This window comes from Streptomyces sp. NPDC059477 (assembly GCF_042749375.1).
Taxonomy (GTDB): domain Bacteria; phylum Actinomycetota; class Actinomycetes; order Streptomycetales; family Streptomycetaceae; genus Streptomyces.
In genome coordinates, this window is the sequence record NZ_JBHYUG010000049.1 from 24,016 (window position 1) to 42,196 (window position 18,181).

Annotated in this window: 15 protein-coding genes; 1 reads left to right on the top strand and 14 read right to left on the bottom strand. The window is 70.9% G+C overall.

Going from position 1 to position 18,181, the window contains the following annotated elements; all coding sequences use genetic code 11:
- Positions 1-538: 538 nt before the first annotated feature.
- The 14 genes from ACFXAZ_RS23705 to hppD all read right to left on the bottom strand — a co-directional run bounded on the left by ACFXAZ_RS23705 (position 539) and on the right by hppD (position 16,135).
- The gene (locus ACFXAZ_RS23705; RefSeq protein WP_384594646.1) at positions 539-937 is read right to left on the bottom strand and encodes a hypothetical protein; all 399 of its coding nucleotides are present in this window, start codon (positions 935-937) and stop codon (positions 539-541) included.
- A gap of 53 nt (positions 938-990) precedes the next feature.
- The gene (locus ACFXAZ_RS23710) at positions 991-1,806 is read right to left on the bottom strand and encodes a sulfotransferase family protein (protein ID WP_384594649.1); all 816 of its coding nucleotides are present in this window, start codon (positions 1,804-1,806) and stop codon (positions 991-993) included.
- A 183-nt stretch (positions 1,807-1,989) separates the two neighbouring features.
- A complete protein-coding gene (locus ACFXAZ_RS23715) occupies positions 1,990-2,865 on the bottom strand; it encodes an amidohydrolase family protein (protein WP_384594651.1) in 876 nt (291 codons plus the stop codon).
- Between the two features lie 44 nt (positions 2,866-2,909).
- Positions 2,910-3,716, bottom strand: coding sequence for an HpcH/HpaI aldolase/citrate lyase family protein (locus ACFXAZ_RS23720; RefSeq protein ID WP_384594654.1), 807 nt, complete (start codon positions 3,714-3,716; stop codon positions 2,910-2,912).
- An 18-nt stretch (positions 3,717-3,734) separates the two neighbouring features.
- Complete coding sequence (locus ACFXAZ_RS23725; RefSeq protein ID WP_384594657.1) at positions 3,735-4,940, bottom strand: DUF5624 domain-containing protein; 1,206 nt, start codon at positions 4,938-4,940, stop codon at positions 3,735-3,737.
- Positions 4,941-5,002: 62 nt separating this feature from the next.
- Positions 5,003-6,106: a hypothetical protein gene (locus tag ACFXAZ_RS23730; RefSeq protein ID WP_384594660.1), complete on the bottom strand. Its 1,104-nt coding sequence runs from the start codon at positions 6,104-6,106 to the stop codon at positions 5,003-5,005.
- Between the two features lie 262 nt (positions 6,107-6,368).
- Positions 6,369-6,716 carry an NAD-binding protein gene (locus ACFXAZ_RS23735; RefSeq protein WP_384594663.1) on the bottom strand — a complete coding sequence of 116 codons (348 nt, stop codon included), beginning with the start codon at positions 6,714-6,716 and terminating at the stop codon, positions 6,369-6,371.
- Between the two features lie 268 nt (positions 6,717-6,984).
- Entirely contained in the window at positions 6,985-7,719 is a 735-nt protein-coding gene (locus tag ACFXAZ_RS23740) for an ABC transporter ATP-binding protein (RefSeq protein ID WP_384594666.1), read from the bottom strand.
- Positions 7,716-9,566, bottom strand: coding sequence for an ATP-binding cassette domain-containing protein (locus tag ACFXAZ_RS23745; protein ID WP_384594669.1), 1,851 nt, complete (start codon positions 9,564-9,566; stop codon positions 7,716-7,718). Before ACFXAZ_RS23745 ends, ACFXAZ_RS23740 begins: the two co-directional genes overlap by 4 nt.
- On the bottom strand, positions 9,563-10,411 hold the full coding sequence (locus ACFXAZ_RS23750; RefSeq protein WP_384594672.1) for a branched-chain amino acid ABC transporter permease: 849 nt from the start codon (positions 10,409-10,411) through the stop codon (positions 9,563-9,565). Before ACFXAZ_RS23750 ends, ACFXAZ_RS23745 begins: the two co-directional genes overlap by 4 nt.
- A gap of 35 nt (positions 10,412-10,446) precedes the next feature.
- Positions 10,447-11,670, bottom strand: a complete 1,224-nt coding sequence (locus tag ACFXAZ_RS23755) for an amino acid ABC transporter substrate-binding protein (RefSeq protein ID WP_384594676.1) — start codon at positions 11,668-11,670, stop codon at positions 10,447-10,449.
- A 527-nt stretch (positions 11,671-12,197) separates the two neighbouring features.
- Positions 12,198-12,881, bottom strand: a complete 684-nt coding sequence (locus ACFXAZ_RS23760; protein WP_384594679.1) for a GntR family transcriptional regulator — start codon at positions 12,879-12,881, stop codon at positions 12,198-12,200.
- Positions 12,882-13,628: 747 nt separating this feature from the next.
- Positions 13,629-14,828, bottom strand: coding sequence for a fumarylacetoacetase (gene fahA, locus ACFXAZ_RS23765; RefSeq protein ID WP_384594682.1), 1,200 nt, complete (start codon positions 14,826-14,828; stop codon positions 13,629-13,631).
- A 101-nt stretch (positions 14,829-14,929) separates the two neighbouring features.
- Positions 14,930-16,135 carry a 4-hydroxyphenylpyruvate dioxygenase gene (gene hppD, locus ACFXAZ_RS23770; protein WP_384594685.1) on the bottom strand — a complete coding sequence of 402 codons (1,206 nt, stop codon included), beginning with the start codon at positions 16,133-16,135 and terminating at the stop codon, positions 14,930-14,932.
- Between the two features lie 687 nt (positions 16,136-16,822).
- On the opposite strand from hppD, the gene ACFXAZ_RS23775 reads away from it, so the two are divergent.
- Positions 16,823-17,896 carry a TauD/TfdA family dioxygenase gene (locus ACFXAZ_RS23775; protein ID WP_384594688.1) on the top strand — a complete coding sequence of 358 codons (1,074 nt, stop codon included), beginning with the start codon at positions 16,823-16,825 and terminating at the stop codon, positions 17,894-17,896.
- The last annotated feature ends 285 nt before the right edge of the window (positions 17,897-18,181 follow it).

Consider the following 18,181-nt stretch of genomic DNA (forward strand, 5'->3'; position numbering starts at 1 on the left):
CGGAGCCGCGCGACGGACACGGATGCGTGTCGTCGCGCGGCTCACGCGTGTCGTACGACATTCCCGGGCGGCCGGGCCCCGAGTGCCCGGACCCCCGAACGGCAGGGCCTCGGGCGGCCGGACCTCGCAGATCGGACCCGGCGGCCGAACTCCACACGGCCAACACCTCGAACGGCCGGACTCCGCTCCTCCGGACCCGGATGGCCCGGCCCCACGGATCGGACCCGGCGGCCGAACTCCGCACGGCAGAGCTTCCAACGGCCGGACTCCGATCTTCGGGACCCGGAGGATCGGAACGGGAGGGTCGGAACCTGGGTGGCAGAAGCCCGGGCGTCAAGACTCCCCGCCGCCGGGCCCGGGGCGGCAGAACCACAGGTTGCAGCACCCCGGTCGGTAGCACCCCAGGCCGCAACACCCCGGTCGGCAGAACCCCGGGCCGCCGGACTTCAAGGGCCAGAACCCGGGCGGAACCCCGGGCCGCCGGACCCCGACGGTCAGTGCGCGGGCGGCCGGACTTCGCGCCGTGCGGCCCCGGGCGTCACGCCCCCGACCCCACCCGCTGCTCCCGCCCCCGGCCGGGGACAGGCGCCCGTTCCCCGCGGCGCACGAGCAGTCCGTACGCCGTGTCCGCGATGTCGGACGGGTGGGCGCCGGCGAAGACAGGTACCTCGATGTAGCGGGTGCCGCTCGCCTCGTGGCGGGCCCGGACCGGGGCGGGTGGGCCGTCCGCGGCGCAGGGGGCGATGGCGACGATGCCGTTGCGGGCCAGCACCTCGGCCAGCAGGCCGGTGCGTTCGAGGGCCTCGCCGGGCGCGGACCCAGCGGACTCAGTGGCGAGAGGGCGGTCGATGATCTCGGCCCGCCTGCCGTCGGCCGTCAGGAGTTCGGCGAGGGCGCAGGCCGCGGCGCGGCGATCGGCGACGGACGGGCCGGTCACCCAGACGGTGGCTCCGGGGCACGTACATCGGCAGCTGGGGTCGTGCGGGTCGGTCAACATGGATACCCCCAGGCACGCGTGATCTCGCGCAGGGGGGCGGGGACATCCGCCGCCTCGGGCAGCGGCCGGGCCTTCTGGATCTTCCCGGACTTGATGTTCTCGCTCCAGTCGCCGATGAACGGCACGAACGGACCGTGATCGCCCTTGCGGTAGTCCAGCATCCTGGCGGTCCAGGGGACGCCGAGGTGGGCGCAGATCTGGCGGGTGACGTCCTCGGGGCGCTCGGTCAGGTCCTCGTAGCGGACCGTGAGGCCGGGCAGCGCGTTGCGGGCGGCCTCGACGCCCTCGACGTATCCGCGCACCTCACGGACGGTGGCGTTCAGGTCGCGGTCCGGCCGGTTGTTGATCAGCGAGCTGACCATGGAGGCCGGGTGACGCAGCAGGAAGATGTAGCGGGCGTTGGGCCAGCCCTCGTGCAGACGCTCCCACACGCCCGCGTTGCCCGGCGTCTTGTCGACCATGACCCGCTTGCCGCTGCGCAGCAGTTCCCGGTGCATGATCCGGTCCCACAGCAGGTACTCCAGCTCCCGCTCGTCCAGGCTGAGTTGTTTCATCGCCTTGACGGTGTAGGGCTTGGTCAGGCCGATCGACAGGGTGCGCAGATGCATCTCGTGCGGGGCGCGGATCTGCGGGTGACTGTTGAGCAGCACCCGCAGCAGGGTGGAGCCGGAACGTACGGACGACAGGACGAACACGGGGTCAGGTACCAGCCGGTGGGCCGACTCGGGCACCGGCGGCGCGGACCATCTCCGTATCCGCCGCTTCACCCCACGCGCCACTCGGCGCACCTGCGGACCCACCACCGTCATGTCCTGCCTCCCTCGACCCCCCGGTTGTCTGAAGCCTCACCCTCCCCCAGGTGGCTTTGACCTTACTGTGACGACCACATGGTTTCGCCATGGAATGCGGATGAGAGTTTCCTGAGATACGGGGGGCGGAGCCAACCACATCGCCCCTTCGGACATCAGGGCGTCAGGGCCGCGCGGGACGGCTCAGTCGGTGTAGAAGAGCCGGGTGGGTGTGTCGACCAGGATCCGGTGGCGGTCGGCCGCGTCGGGGGCCCAGTCGGCGAGGAGGTTGAGGTACTCCCCCGTGTCCCGTGCGCCGTCCGTGAGATGGGGCCAGTCGGAGCCCCACACCAGACGGTCGGGGCGGGCGGCGACCAGGGCGCGGCCGAGGGGGGCGACCGAGGACAGTGGCTTGTTCCCGGCGACACGGTAGGCGCCGGACAGCTTGATGTGGCAACTGCCGTGGTCCAGAACGCGGATGAGCTGCGCGTAGTCGTCGGCGGTCAGGCCGTCGGACTCCTTCATGTATCCCATGTGGTCGATGACATAGGTGTCCTCGAAGTCCGCGAAGAAGGGCAGCAGGTCACGTACGACGGTGCCGGGTGTGTAGAACTGGAGGTGCCAGCCGCGCGGCCGGGCCCGGTCGGCCATCGCCCGGATGTAGGCGATGAGGTCGGCGAGCGGCCAGCCGGCACGGGCGAACAGGTCGAGGCGGATCGCGCGCACGCCGAGGCGGTGGTAGGTGTCCAGTTCGGCGTCGGAGGTGTCGTCCGCGATGCGCACCACTCCCCGGCAGCGCGGTCCGACCGACTTGAGGACGTCCACGAGCAGGCTGTTGTCGGTGCCGTAGTAGGTGGGCTGGACCAGCACCATGCGGGTGATGCCGAGCCGTTCCATCGCGGCGAGGTACTGCTGGAGGGTGCCGTCGGGGAACTGGTACAGCGGTCCGGGTTCGACCGGGTAGCCGGGTTCGAAGACATGGAAGTGGGTGTCGCAGCTGTCCGGCGGGATCTCGAACACCGGCTCGGTGAGGGTCTCGGCGGCCCGCATGGGGGTGGGCCGGGGCAGGTCGGCGGTCATGGCGGCTCTCTCTGTGCGTAGGGGTGAGTGGGTGGGTGCCGGGCCTATGGGTGGGTGGGGCCGAAGGCGTCCAGGGTCCGGCGGGCGCGGGCCGCGGCGGCTTCGTGGAGCAGCGCGGTGTCGGTGCCGGTCATGCGCAGCGGGCACACCCCGAGCGGTACGAGTTCGTCCATCAGCTTCTGGTCGCCGATGCCGCCGAGGACCATGAGCTTGCCGTGCCGGCGGCAGGCGTCGGTGAGCTGTGCCACGGCGTCACGGACGCGCGGGTCGTCGTACTGTCCCGGGATGCCCAGTTCGGCGGTGAAGTCATTGGCGCCGAGGGCCAGCATGTCCACCCCGTCGAGGGCGGCGATGGCATCGGCGTCGGCGATGCCGCCGGGGGTCTCCAGGAGGATCTGCACGATCGTGCCGGCGTCGACGGCGGGGTTCATGGTGGCGGCCGGGGTGGGCCGCATGCCCAGTTGGGGGACCATGTTGGTCTGGGAGCGCTGGCCTCGGGGCGGGAAGCGGCAGGCGCCGACGATCTGGCGGGCCTGCTCGACGCTCTCGATGCGCGGGGCGACGATCCCGTGGGCGCCGCCGTCGAGCAGCCGGCCGATCATGCCGTACTCGCGTTCCGGGACGCGGACCAGCGCGGTCAGTCCGAGGCTGCCGGCGAGGGCGCACAACTGGGCCGCGGTGTCGGTGGACATGGTGGAGTGTTCGAGGTCCACCATGACGCCGTGGTGCCCGGTGGACGCGGCGATGTGGAGGGTGTCGGCCGTCCGGGCGGTGCGCACGATCAGCATCAGGGTGGGGTCGCCCGCGTGCAGGCGACCGAGGAATCCGGGGTGCGGGGGGTGGTGGGCCATCGTCGGGTCTCCTGCGGGTCAGGCCGCCGCGGACGCGGTGCCGAAGGCGGGGTAGGGCTCGTTGTCGAGGCCGGGGACCGTGACGGCCGACGGGTTGTTGTCATGGGCGATGAGCTGCTGGGCGGCGTAGTCGGTGACGGCACCGGAGAGCAGTTGGCGGGGGTCCTCCATCACCAGGCGGAGCCGGGTGACCAGGGAGAGCCAGTCGTCGACGGCCCGGATGACCGGCTGTTCGGTGACCAGGGCACTGGTGCCGGGGCCGGTGACCGGGTGGGGGCGGCCGGTGGTCTCGTCGCCGGGGTCGAAGGCGGGGTAGCCGTCGAACATGGCGCCGCCGAGTTCGACGGTGACGCGGGTGCCCGCCCACAGCTGGCGTAGCTGTTCCTCCACGGCCCTGACCTCGCGCAGATCGCCGTCCACGGGGGTGGCGAAACCGGCGGCGTGCGGGGCGATGTAGAGGTGGCTGAGCGGGAGTTTGCCCCGGGAGGCGGCGAGCACCATCCCGGCGACACTGTTGGTGCGCCAGGTGACCCCGGCCGTGGGGCGGCCGATCTGGCCCACCACGACGACCATGGCACGGGCCCAGTCGATGCCCCGCTCGTCGAGCCAGGTGATGAGCCGGTACGACGTGTCGAGCCCGACGAGGAAGAAGGTGGCGACCATGATCCGGTTGAAGGAGACCGGTGTCTCGGGGTGACCGTCGTCCAGGTAGGTGTCCCGCAGGGTCTGGTGGTTGAAGTAGCGGGCGGGTTCGGCCAGGGCGCGCAGCAGATAGCGTTCGGTGATCGCGCAGGCGTAGTCGACCATGGCCGCGACGGACTCCTCGCGCCCGCGCAGGGCCGCCGCGTCGATGCGGTCGCGCCACAGGGCGGCGCTGTTGGCGGCGCGGGCCCGCCGGGTGCGGCGCAGCAGCAGTTCGGCGTCCTGGCGCCAGACGCCGTCGGGTTCGCGGTGGTACAGCTCGGCGAGGGAGGAGAGGGCGGTGCCGAGGTGGGACACGGCGGCCAGTTCCTTGAAGCCCCGGTTGGTCATCCGGTACGGCAGCACGGTGGGCGGGGTGCCGTCGCCCGGGTACAGCGCCATGTCGGCCCCGGTGACGACGAGCAGGGGGTCGCGGGAGCGTCCCCGGGCCGCGCAGGCGCGCAGATGGGCGCCGATGGAGTCGGGGCCGGCGGTGTACGCCGTGAACAGATCGACGAGCTCGGGGCTCTCGTGGTCGGACATGTCATCTCTCCTTGGCCACGCCGTGGGCTGCCGGGTGGTGGTCACCGGGAACGCGGGGCGGGTCATCGGTCCGTGAAGCGGTAGACGCGTACGTGGGCGGAAAATCTCAGGTCGGGGCTGAGGGCATTGCTCTGGACGACGAGCGGGCCCTCGGCGCCCCGGAGGACCTCCAGGTCGGTTCCGCCGGTGGTGGGGAACTCCTCGACGAGTTCGAGGTGGTCCTTGTCCCAGCGGTAGATCTGGGACATCAGGGCCGCGGTGGGGTCGGCGGGGGTGCCGTGGATGAAGTTGACCCGGATCAGGTAGAGCGCCCGGTCGGTGCGGACGAGGGCGAGTTCCCGGCCGCCGGGTCCGTCGAGCGACTGGTGCTCGGTGAAGGTGCCGGTGGCGGCGTCCCAGCGCAGTACCCGGGACGGTCCGTCGATGCGGGCGACGACGAGGTGGGTGTCGTCGCCGCCGGGGTCCTGGAAGGTGGCGAAGGCGCGGCCCCCGGTCGGGGCGAGGTCCTGGTGGGCGACGAAGCGGGTGCCGTCCCAGTGGTGCAGCACGCTCGGGGCGGCGTGGTCGGCGTGCGCGAGGAAGAAGTGGCCGCCGACGGTGAACGGGTGCCAGTTGTAGCCCCATTGGGAGTCGATGTCCTGGAAGTGGGTGAAGCGGGTGCCGTCCCAGGTGTAGAGGGCGGAGGGCCGGTTGATGTCCTTGGTGTGGGGCAGGGCGACGCCCTGGGCGAGGGCGAGGAAGTGGCGGCCGTCGACGGTGAAGTGGCGCCACTGCTTGGCGGCGAAGCCGTCGAACGACTGGAAGGGCGTGAAGCCGCTGCCGGTCCACTCGTGGACGACGGAGGGCACCTGGTAGTCGTAGGGCCCGGCGCCGGTGCGGATGCTGGCGACGGCGAGGAAGGTGCGGTCGCCGATGGTGAAGGGTTCGGCGTCCTCGCCGCCCGGGGCGGGCAGGGTGCCCCAGGGGGTGAAGCGGTCGCCCTCGCGGCGCAGCAGCAGGAGTTCGGTCTCGCTGTCGCCGCCGTTGATGTGCGCGGGGGTCCCGGGGACGTCGTAGGCCAGTTGCGGGATCGCGAGGAGTTCCAGGTCCCCCACACGCAGACTGTGCGCGGCGCGCGCACCGGAGGCCGGGATGTCCTGAAGGGGGATGAGATGGCTGTGGGTCACGGCGACTGGTCTCCGTCGGTGCGGCTGGTGCGGCGGACCGGCCCATGGCGGGGGCCGTCCTCGGGTGGCGGTGAGGTGCGGTGGTGGCGGTGATGACGGTGGTACGGGGCTGTCTGCCGCGGCGCCTGGGGGTGCCCGGCGGGGTCGGACCGGCTCGCGGTGGTGGGCGGGGTGGAGGGGTGCGGCCCGGTCAGGCGGCGTTGGGAGGTGTGGTGGGTCGGGCCGTCTCCCGGTCGTGGGCGGTGTTGGGGGGTCCGGCCGGTCAGGCGGCGGCCTCGTGGTCGTAGGTTCGGGCCGGTCGGGAGACGTCGTGTCCGGCGTTGCCGCGCCGGATGAGGGCAGCGGTGTGGCCGCGTGCGGCGGGCAGCGGTCTCAGGGGCACGTCGAGCCGGGTGGCGAGGTCGGCGATCAGGGCCTGTGCCTGGGCGAGGCCGCCGATGGTGGCGATGGAGGCGGCCTCGCCGCCGGTGAGGGCGGCGGGCAGACAGTGGTCGAGCATGCTGCTGGCGCCGGGTGCGGACATCAGGACCCGTTTGCTCTCCCGGGGTGGCAGGCCGAGCCGGGAGATCAGGGCGGCGGCCTCGGCGGCTGCGTACAGTCCGACCAGCAAGTGACCGATGAGCAGGGCGGCCGGCAGTCCGTCGTCCGCGCGGTGGCAGCGGTCCTTGGGGGTGCCGTCGGGGAAGCTGTTGAGGATGACTTCGCAGTGGGCGAGGTGCTCGGGGCGGGTGACGAGTTCGGCGCCCGCCTCCTCCAGGTGGGTGGCGTCGACCCAGGAGGGACGCAGGCGGTGAGCCGGTGTCCGGCCGCGCTCAGGCGGCGTGCGACGGGCAGGGTGAGCGGGCTCGCCCCGGCCAGGCCGACCCGCAGGGGCGCGGTCATGACGGCTCGCTGTGTTCGGGGGCGGCGCCGAAGAACAGCCGGGCCATGTCCGGGTCGGCGAGCAGGGCCTTGGCGTCTCCGGTGTGCAGCACCCGGCCGCTCTCCATCACGACGGCGTGTTCGGCGAGGGTGAGCCCGAACCGTACGTTCTGCTCGACCATCAGGACGGTGACGTCGGAGTCCTTCAACGCCCGGATGGACGCGCCGAGTTGGGCGCACGCCTTGGGGTCCAGGCCCAGGGTGGGCTCGTCCAGGAGGACCACCCGGGGGCTGAGCATGAGGGCGCGGGCGAACTCCACCGTGCGGCGCTGGCCGCCGGACAGGGAGGCGGCCTTGTCGCCCGCGCGTTCGGCGACCAGCGGGAAGACCTCGGTGATCTCCTGGTAGCGGCGGCGGTTGCGTTCCTTCTCGCGGCGCCGGGTGTAGGCGCCGAGCATGACGTTCTCGCGGACGGTCATGGTGGGGAACAGTCCGTGGTGCTGGGGCACCTGGACGACACCCTGGCGCAGGATGTCGCCGGGGCTGCGGCCACTGATCTCGTCGCCGCCGATGTGCACCTGTCCGGCGCGCGGGTCGAGCAGCCCGCTGCACACCTTGAGCACGGTGGACTTGCCGGCCCCGTTGGGTCCGACGATGCAGGTGATGGCGGCGGTGGGGGCGGTGAAGTCGACGCCCCGCAGGATGTCGCCCGCTTTTCCGTAGCCGGCGACCAGGCCGGTCAGGGTGATCATGCGTCAACTCCCGTGGCGGTGGTGGTGCTCGCCGCTCCCGGTGCGTGGTCGCCGAGGTAGGCCTCCAGCACGGCCGGGTCCTGCTCGATCCGCCGGGGCGGGCCGCTGGCGATGACATGTCCTTGGGCGAGGACATGGATGTGGTCGCACAGGGACAGCACGAGCGGCATGTTGTGCTCGACGATCACGACGGTGGTGCCGGCGGCGTTGAGTTTGCGGATGATCTCGGCGAGCCGCTCGATGAGGGTCGGGTTGATGCCGGCGGCCGGTTCGTCCAGGAGCAGCACCTCGGGCTCCAGCATCAGGGCCTGGGCGAGTTCGATCAGCTTCTGCTGACCGAAGGAGAGGTCGCCCGCCTGGTGGTCCGCGTACTCGGCCATGCCGACGAACTCCAGCCATTCCCGGGCGCGTGCCGCCGTTCTGCCGCTGATGGCGGAGTCGGCGAGCTGTCCGGTGGAGAAGGTGCGGCTGGGCACGGCGAGGTTCTCCAGCGCGGTCAGGTGCGGGAAGATCCTGGTCGCCTGGAAGGTGCGGGCGAGGCCGTGGTGGGCGCGCTGCCAGCGGGGGGTGCCGTCGAGGCGGCGCTCGCCCAGGTGGATGGTGCCGCTGTCGGCGGCGAGGCTGCCGTCCAGGAGGTTGAAGACGGTGGTCTTGCCGGAGCCGTTGGGCCCGATCAGCCCGGTGATGGTGCCGCGTCGCACGGTGAACGAGCAGTCGTCGACCGCTCTGACGCCGCCGAACGACTTGCTGAGTCCTTCGACCCGCAGCAGGGTGTCGTCCGCGGGTGCCGGGCCGGTGTCCGAGGGGTGCGCGGTGTGCTGGGTGAGTGCCTTGGGCGGCAGTTCGACGGCGGCCATGCTGAGCCGGGCTCCGGCCAGGGCCTGGGGGCCGGTGCGGCGCAGCCGGGCCAGCCAGTCGACGCCCTCGGTGAGGACTCCGCGCGGGAAGAACAGCACGATGGCGGCGAGCAGGGCGCCGTAGATGATCAGGCGCCAGGAGCCGGCGTCGGGGCCGCTCAGGCTCTGGTTGGTGAACTGGTTGAGCGGTTCCAGCATGAAGGCGCCCAGGACCGGGCCCCACAGGGTGCCGACACCGCCCAGGTGTGCGGCGAGCACGATCTGCATGGCGATGACGATGTCGAACATCGACGCCGGTTCGAGGAAGGCGATGTAGTAGGCGTAGACACCGCCCGCGATGCCGATGGGGAAGGCGCTCGCGGCGAAGGCGAACATCTTGTAGCGGTCGGTGCGCACCCCGATGCCGTCGGCCTTGGACTCGTCGTCGCGGATGGCCATGAGGCCGATGCCGAACCTGGAGCGGCGGATGGCCCAGGAGCCGAGCACGGTCAGGCCGAGCAGGACCAGCAGGTAGTAGTAGAAGGGCCAGTTGAGGAAGGCGCGGTCCCAGTCGGGCAGCGGCAGGTTGAGTCCGTGGTTGCCGTTGGTCAGGGATGACCAGTTGGAGGTCAGCAGGGCCGTGAACTCCAGGAACGCGAAGCTGATGATCACGAAGGCGGCGCCCCGGGTGCGCCGCCCGACGAGGCCGAGCAGCATGGCCGCGAGGGCGGCCACGACTCCTCCGGCGGGGGCGGCGATGAGCGGGGAGACACCGGTGTGGATGGACAGCAGGGCGGTGGTGTAGGCGCCGAGGCCGAGGAACGCGCTCTGGCCGAGCGAGATGTAGCCCGCGTAGCCGGAGATGATGTTCCAGCCGGAGGCCATGATGGCCAGCAGGAACGCCATGATGGCCATGTTCTGCCAGTAGGCGTTGTCGGACAGGATGGGGAAGAGGGCCAGCGCGACGGCACCGGCTCCGATGCCCGCGGCCCGCAGTCGGGTGATGCTCATGCGCGGCTCATGTCCTCTCGCAGTCGTGTCCCGAGCAGGCCCTGCGGGCGGGCGGCGAGCACGACGATGATCGCAATGTAGGGCACCGCCACGGCCCAGTCGGGCGAGACATAGGTGGAGGTCAGTGACTCGGCGACGGCGATGACGAGCGCGCCCAGGACGCTGCCGGGCAGGCTGCCCATGCCGCCGAGCACGATGATCGCCAGGGTCAGGCCGATCCAGTGGTCGGAGGAGCTGGGCATGAAGGGGTAGAGCACACTCAGCAGGGAGCCGCCGGCCCCGGCCGCCGCGACGCCGATGGCGTAGGCGGCGGCCCAGGTGGAGCGGACGTCGATGCCGATGAGGCGGGCCCCTTCGGCGCTGGCGGCGGCGGCCTGGATGGACCGTCCCATCCAGGTGCGGCGCAGCAGCAGATACAGGCCGGCCAGGACGACGGCGGCGACCAGCCAGGAGTACACCTGGGCCTGCGGGAAGCGCATCCCGAGCACACTGAAGGACTCGTTGGCGTAGCCGGGGGTCACCGAGTGCGGTTCGTTGCCCCAGATCAGGGCGATGACCCCCTTGACCATGAGGGCGAGGCCGAAGGTGGTGACCAGGGCCATGGACGGGTCGGTGGTGCGGGAGCGCTCGATGAAGATGTAGTAGGTGACCCAGCCGACGACGAACAGACACGGTGTGGTGATGACGGTCAGCAGCAGCGGGTCGATGCCGGTGGCTTCCCACAGTGAGTAGGTGAGGTAGGCGCTCAGGATGAGCATGCTGCCCTGGGCGATGTTGACCACCCGCATGACCCCGAAGACGAGGTTCATGCCGGAGGCGGCCAGCGAGTACACCCCGCCGATCAAGAGCCCGAGAATGAGCGCTTGAAAGAACATCGACACTACGACCACCCCGGCTTGGGGTTGACCGCCTCGGGCACGGTCTGCTGACCCTCGGGGAGGATGAACTCCAGGTTGCCCTGCTGCCATTGGGCGAGCAGCATGTCGCCCTCGGGCACCCCGCGCTCGTCCCAGCGCAGGCTGCCGACGATGGTGGAGACGGGGTGGGAGTGCAGCCAGTCGGCGAGCGCGGTCTGGTCGAGGCTGCCGACCTGCTCCACGGCCTCGCCCAGCACCTGGGCGGCGGTGTACGCGTTGGCGGCGTCGTCGGTGGGCGGGGAGCCGTAGGACTCGGTGTACGCCTTCACGAACTCGGCGTTGCCCTGGTAGGTGGACTCGGGGCTCCACGCGGTGGTGGTGAAGACGCCCTCGGTGTTGGCCTCGCCGACGGCCTGCGGGTAGGAGCCGACCAGGCTGGGCGCGTTGGTCTGGAACATCATGTCCGGGCTGAAGTCCTGCTTCTGGAGCGCCTTGACCAGTCCGGCGCCGTCATTGGCGGCGACCGCGCCGTGGATGACCAGATCGGGGTTCTCGCGGGCGATGGCGCTGGCGATCGGGTCGAAGTTGACCGTCTCGGGGGCGTACTTCTCGTTGTAGACCGACTCGACACCCAGCTCGGTCAGCCGCTCGCGGAACTCCTCGATGGTGACATCGGTGTTGGGGTCGTCCTGGGTGGGATAGGCGGCGGTCCTGGGCCGCTGGTCGGCCGGCAGTGAGGCGATGTAGTTGACGAACTGCTCGGGCAGATCGAGGGAGGTGCTGGGCTGGGCGAAGAAGAGGTACTCGTAGCCGCGGGTGAAGATCTCCTCGGCGCCGCCGGAGGGTTCGACGTAGAGCATCTTGTTGCGCTCGGCGACGGAGGACGCGGGCAGGTTGAGTTTGGAGGAGAAGGTGCCGAGGAGCAGGTCGACCCGGTCCTGGCTGATCAGCCGGTTGTAGTTGCTGACCACGGTGTTCTGGTCGAATCCGTCGTCCAGGACCTTGAGTTCCACCTGGCGGCCCAGCAGTCCGCCTTCGGCGTTGATCTGCTCGACCCAGACTTTGTAGCCCTCGTAGGCGGGTTTGGAGGCGTCGGCGACGGGGCCGGACAGCGGCAGGGAGATGCCGATGGTGATGGGGCCGTTGGTCGAGCCGGAGCCCGAGCCGCACGCGGCGGCGGTGGCCATCAGGAGTGCTGCGGTGCTGAGGGCGGCGTAGCGCCGTCCGCCTCGGCCGATTCCTGGCATGAGACCCACCTTCAGTCGGTGACAGGTTCTGATGGTGCGCTTGGACAGCCCCTCGCTCCGTGCATGGGTGAGCGGCTCAGCCCCGGTGGGGTTGGGGCGGCGACGTCCGGCATGGCGGCGCGTCGGTCTGGTCCGGCGTTCTCCGGTGAGGGCCTGTCCCTGGCACTTCGGAGTTCTCCGGGGGCGCTGGTGGCGCCCTAGTCGGCTGAGGCTGCGGGCCCCTTCGCCTTCATGTGCAATGTATACATTGCACATGAAGGGTCGGCAAGACATCGCGCAGAGGATGTGGAGTGAAATCTTCTACCGCCGGGTAACCCGGTGAATCTCTGGGGTACGAGGGGTTGTGGACGCGCGGTGGGCGCCTCTTGCCGCCTCTTTCAAGGCCATGATCTCGGCCGTGGCGGGGGGTGTTCCGGGGCCCGGTGGAGAGGGATCGGAGGCGGCGAAACACCGAAGGGGGCGGCTGGGCCGCCCCCTTGCGATCTCGCGCCGCCGACAGCGACCCAGGCGATCAAGTGGTGGAGTGATCAAGTATTGGAGTGCTCGTGGCTGTACATCACCACGGCCTGGTGCACATGCTCGGCCGCCGCAGCCTCGGCCCGCTCCGGGTCCCCGGCGAGGATGGCGCCGAGGATCGCGTCGTGGTCGCGCGGGGTGAGATCGGTACGGCGGTTGATGTTGGCCAGACTGCCGACGGCGAACCGCGCCCAGATCCGGTCCAGAGCGTCCGTGAGCAGTGGGTTTCCGGCCAGCCGGGCGAGCAGCATGTGGAACGCCAGATTGGCATGCCAGGCACCGGTCGCGTCCCCCGCCTCGGCACGCTCCTCGACGGCGTGCGCAGCCGATTCCAGTTCGCTCAACTGGGCCGGGGAGAGCCGTCCGTCGCGCTGGGCGGTGGCCGCGAGCTTGGCGGCCAGCGCGTCCAGGGCGCCCTGGAGCTGCATGGCGTGGAGCATCTCCTGCCGGGTCAGGGAGCTGACCACCACGCCCCGGCCGGTCGACGCGACCAGACCATCGCTCTGGAGCCGGCGCAGCGCCTCGCGGACCGGGGTCCGGCTCATGTCCAGGTCCTTGCACAGGCCCAGTTCGGTCAGCCGGTCGCCGGGCCGGTAGTGCCCTTCGACGAGCCGCTCCCGCAGCCGTCGGTAGGCGACCTCGGCCTGATTGTGAATCCCTGGACGCTCCTCGACAGAGCCACCGGATGACAGCATGACTAACGTATACATTGTATTCAGTCGCACCCGCAATACGCCGGAGTCACCGCGTGCCACATGCTTCCACGTCAGGCTGTGGGTAACGGGGGTGGGTCCTGGCGGAGTGGGGTGGGTGCGCGGGCTGGGCGGATCGGCGGCCGATCACCCGGTCGGCGGCCGGGCCGGGCCGATCCGGGGTTGAACAACGGGGGCGCCAGGGCTCAGACGGATCCGGTGTCGATCGAGGTGCGGGCGGGGCTGAGGGGACGGGTGCCGCCTGGGCGGGCGGATCGGCGGCCGATCACCGGGGTGACGGATGCGCCGGGTCGATACGGCCTCTCACCTCCCCCGGGCCGACCCGGATCACCTCCCCCAAGCCGCCCCGGTCGCCGACCGGCCCAGGCGCCGACCCGAGATCGTGGTCTCATCACCGACGCCCCGCGAAACCATTCACCCAACCGTCCGGCAGGGTAGGGGCCTGGGCCCGCGCCGAGGCACCGATCCCGATACCGGATGGCGGACCCTCACCAGGCCGACGGGCGCGCCGACTCGACACGGCCTCTCACCTCCCCCGGGCCGACCCGGATCAGCTCACCCAAGCCTCCCGGCCAGGCGCGCACCCCAGAGGGTGGCCTCGTCACCGGCGCCGATGAAGCCACGCGCCCGACCCCGTCCAGCAGGGTCGGGCACGGGGCCTGACCCAAGTCGGCTGAGGTGCGGACCCCCGCGCCGAGGCGTCCGCTCCCTACCCGGCTGCACGGGTCCTCAGCCGGTCGGCAGACGCGCCGGGTCGATGCGGCCCGTCACCTCACCGAGGCCGATCCGGGCGCCCGACCGGCCCGGTGCCGTGCCGGAGATGGTGATCACGTCGCCGTCCTCCAGGAAGCCGCGTACCGAGCCGTCCGGGAGGGTCAGGGGGCGGGTGCCGCCGTGGGTCAGTTCGATGAGGGAGCCCGCCTCGCTCGCCGCCGGGCCACTGACGGTGCCGGAGGCGTAGAGGTCGCCGGGGCGGGTGGCGGCTCCGTTGACGGTCATGTGGGCGAGCATCTGGGCGCCGGACCAGTACATCGCGGCGAACGGCGGCGTGGAGATCTCCTGGCCGTTGAGCCGGACCGACAGCGCCAGGTCCAGCCCGTCCTTCCCGGCGTCCGCGAGATACGGCAGCGGCTCGGGGTCGCGGACCGGCAGCCCGGTCCAGGCGGCCTCCAGCGCGTCCAGCGGGACGATCCACGGCGAGACGGACGTGGCGAACGACTTGCCGAGGAACGGTCCGAGCGGGACGTACTCCCACGCCTGGAGGTCACGCGCCGACCAGTCGTTGACCAGGCAGACACCGAAGACATGGTCCCGGAAGTCACCCACGCCGATGCGGCTGCCGATCGGTGAGCCCGTGCCGAGGACGAAGCCGACCTCGGCTTCGATGTCCAGGCGCTGGGACGGGCCGAAGACGGGGGCCGCGCTCTCCGGGGGCCTGCGCTGGCCGCAGGGGCGGGTGACCGGCGTACCGGAGACGACGACCGTGCCGGACCTGCCGTGGTAGCCGATCGGCAGATGCTTCCAGTTGGCCGGCAGCGGGTCGCTGTCCGGGCGGAAGAGCCGGCCCAGATTGCTCGCGTGGTGCTCACTGGCGTAGAAGTCGACATAGTCGCCCACCTCGAACGGCAGCCGCAACGCGACCTCGTCCAGCCGGTACAGGGCTGCCTCGGCGCCCGCGCGGTGCCGTTCAGCGGTGAGCACCTCGCGGATCCGCTCCCGGGCCGCCGACCAGGCACCTCGCCCCTGGGCCAGGAACGCGTTCAGCGTCGGCTCCGCGAAGACCGGGTCGGCCAGTACGTCGGCCAGGTCCAGCACCCGCTCCCCGACCCGCACCCCGACACGGGGATGACGGCCGGGCGGCGAGAACACCCCGTAGGGCAGATTGTCGATGCCGAACAAATCGTCGGAGGGCAGGTCCAGCCACGTCATGGTGGGTGACTTCCAGGTCGAGGGAGAGGTGGGTGGGAGGGAGGGGCGGCGCCGGGAGCCGGCCGGCCGTGGGTGCCCTGGTGGCACCCGGCGCCCACCGGTCAGAAGTTGCCGCGCCGGGCCTGCTCGCGCTCGATCGCCTCGAACAGGGCCTGGAAGTTGCCCTTGCCGAAACCGAGCGAGCCATGACGCTCGATCAGCTCGAAGAACACGGTCGGGCGGTCACCGAGCGGCTTGGTGAAGATCTGGAGCAGATAGCCGTCCTCGTCCCGGTCGACGAGGATGCCGCGCTTCTGCAACTCCTCGACGGGGACCCGTACCTCACCGATCCGGGCGCGCAGCTTCGGGTCCTCGTAGTACGAGTCGGGGGTGGCCAGGAACTCGATGCCCTCGGCGCGCAGCGCGTCGACGGAGGCGATGATGTCGTTGGTGGCCAGCGCCAGGTGCTGGGCGCCGGGGCCCTGGTAGTACTCAAGGAACTCGTCGATCTGGGACTTCTTCTTGCCCAGCGCCGGCTCGTTCAGGGGGAACTTGACCCGGTGGTTGCCGTTGGCGACGACCTTGGACATCAGCGCCGAGTACTCGGTGGCGATGTCGTCGCCGATGAACTCCGCCATGTTGGTGAAGTTCATGACCCGGTTGTAGAAGTCGACCCACTCGTCCATCTTGCCCAGCTCGACATTGCCCACCACATGGTCGAGGGCCTGGAAGATGCGGCGCGGGCTGCCCTCGCGCTTGACGAAGGACGAGGTGCGCACGACATAGCCGGGCAGGTAGGGGCCGTCGTAGCGGGAGCGGTCGATCAGGGTGTGGCGGGTCTCGCCGTAGGCCGCGAGGGAGGCGATACGGACCGTGCCGTGCTCGTCGGTGATGTCGTACGGCTCCTCCAGGACGGTGGCGCCCTGGGCGCGGGCATGGGTGACGCACCGGTCCACGTCGGGCACCTCCAGGGAGATGTCGATGACCCCGTCGCCGTGCCTGCGGTGGGCGTCCGCCAGCGGGCTCTTCGGGTCCACCGCGCCCTTGAAGACGAACCGGATGGCCCCGCTGCGCAGCACGTACGCCTGGTGGTCACGGTTTCCGGTCTCGGGGCCGGAGTAGGCGATCAGCTCCATGCCGAACGCCGACTGGTAGAAGTGCGCGGTCTGGGTGGCGTTGCCGACCGTCCACACCACGGCGTCCCAGCCGGTCACCGGGAAGGGGTCGCTCTGCGCGTCGTACTCCACCAGCCCGACGAGCTGCTTGAGCTGAGGAAGGTCCAGTTCGGCCAGGCGCTCCTGACTGGTGAGGATCTGGTCGATGCTCATGTGTCACCCCTCTTCTGTGGCTGCTGTGACCGCTACGGGAGGGTGCGGCACGTCCGCATCACGGCCCGTTCTGCCCCCAGCACAGCCGTTGACCGGGGCCTGTGCAAGAGTGACGACATCTGCTGGGCATCGTGCTCAATCTGCTCAGCACATTCACCGAGGGCGTATACATCTTGTACAGCGAAGGCGGCCAGGTTCTGGAGGACCGGCGCGTCCATCCCGCGCGGGCCACCTGGACGGCCGGTACGGCGAGCGCGCCACTGACGCGCACACGTACTGCATTACAAGATGCCGTCTCGCCCATTGACGGGTGGTTCGCCCGCCTCCTATCGTGGAGCAACTTCTTGAAAGGACGGGACCCGCATGAGGCCAGTCGCCCTGATCGGCGCCTTGCTCGTTTCGTGCGCCGGCCGCCGGACCTACGACGAACCGCTCCGCTACTCCCCGCCCCGGGAAGGACTGCGCCCCGGCACGGCTGTCGGCGTCCCTCAGACACCCTTCTGAAGACCGCTCTTCCGAAGACCGCTCTTCCGAAGACCAACCTTCTCAAGGCCACTCTTCTGAAGACACTCGTCTGAGCGCCCGCGTCGCCCCGCGCGACGCACATCGCCGCACCGAAGCCTTCGCCGTCCGCCGTGTTGCCGCCGGCAGGCCGTTCCATCCCATTTTCGCGAGGAGTGCATCACCGTGACCACCACCGCCCCCCTTGAGCAGATCCCCGGGCCGTCCGCCTGGCGCGGCGACGAACTGGCGAGGTCGACCGACTGGATCTACGTCCTCAGTGACGCGGAGCGCGCCGAACTGGAGGACCTGGGCCGGCGCTTCGTCGCCGACGACCCCGACCTGCGCACGGTCACCGCCGCCGACTACCCGCTCGACGCCGCCCGTGCCCTCAACGACGAGTGCGCCCGCCAGATGGACGCGGGCCGGGGGTTCATCCTGGTGCGCGGGCTGCGCACCGACGAGTACGGCCCCGCCGTGGCCGCGGCCATCTTCTTCGTCATGGGCCTGCACCTCGGCCGGCCGATCGGGCAGAACCAGCGGGGCGATCTGCTCGACCATGTGATCGCCACGTCCAACAAGACGATGGACGACGAGGGCGCGCTGCCCTCCCGGGTGCGGGACCGGCTGCCGTTCCACTCGGACAGCTCCGACGTCGTCGCCCTGATGTGCCTGCGCGGCGCCAAGGAGGGCGGGGCGTCCAGCCTGGTCAGCGGCACCACGATCTACAACGAGATGCTGCGCCGCCGCCCGGATCTCGCCCCGCGTCTCTTCGACACCTACCACTGGGACTGGCGGCGCCAGGACCCCGACTCCCCGGAGATGACGTACACCTCGCCGATCATCAGCTACGTCGACGGTGTCTTCAGCACCTACGCCGGCAACTCGATGATCTTCAGTGCCCAGGAGTATCCGGGTGTGCCCCCGCTGACGGCCGACCAGTCCGAGGCCATCGCCCTCTTCGACGAGATCTCGCAGGAGGCGGGCCTGCCGATCGACATGGACTTCCAGCCGGGGGATGTCCAGTGGCTGCTCAACTACGCCGCCCTGCACTCGCGCACCAGCTACGTCGACCACCCGGAGCCGGAGCGCCGTCGGCATCTGCTGCGGCTGTGGCTCAAGCGGGACGTCGGCCGGCCGCTGGCCCCCAAGTTCGGCAAGCACGTCGTCGTCATGGGTGAGCCCGCCACTCCCCCGGTGCCCGGCGGCCGGTTCCGGATCGCCGACGCCGTCACCGTCAATGACGACTGGGGCGCGTGACGTCCTGGCTCCTCCGGGACCGCCGTAGCTCCTCCGGGACCGCCGTAGTACTTCCGGTACGGCCGTAGCGCCCCCGGTACCGCCGCAACTCCCGACCGCCGCAGCCAGGGCTCAATCCGGCTGCGGCGGTCGTCCGTCGTCTGCCTGGCCGAGGCGGGCCGGGGGCCTGCCAGGGAGCACGGGGGGGGGGGCGCGCCCCCCCGGTGGGGGTTCTTAGCGGGCGCCCCGGCCGGGGGGGCGGGGGGACCCCCCCCCCGCCTGGATCACGGAGGCGATATTGAACGC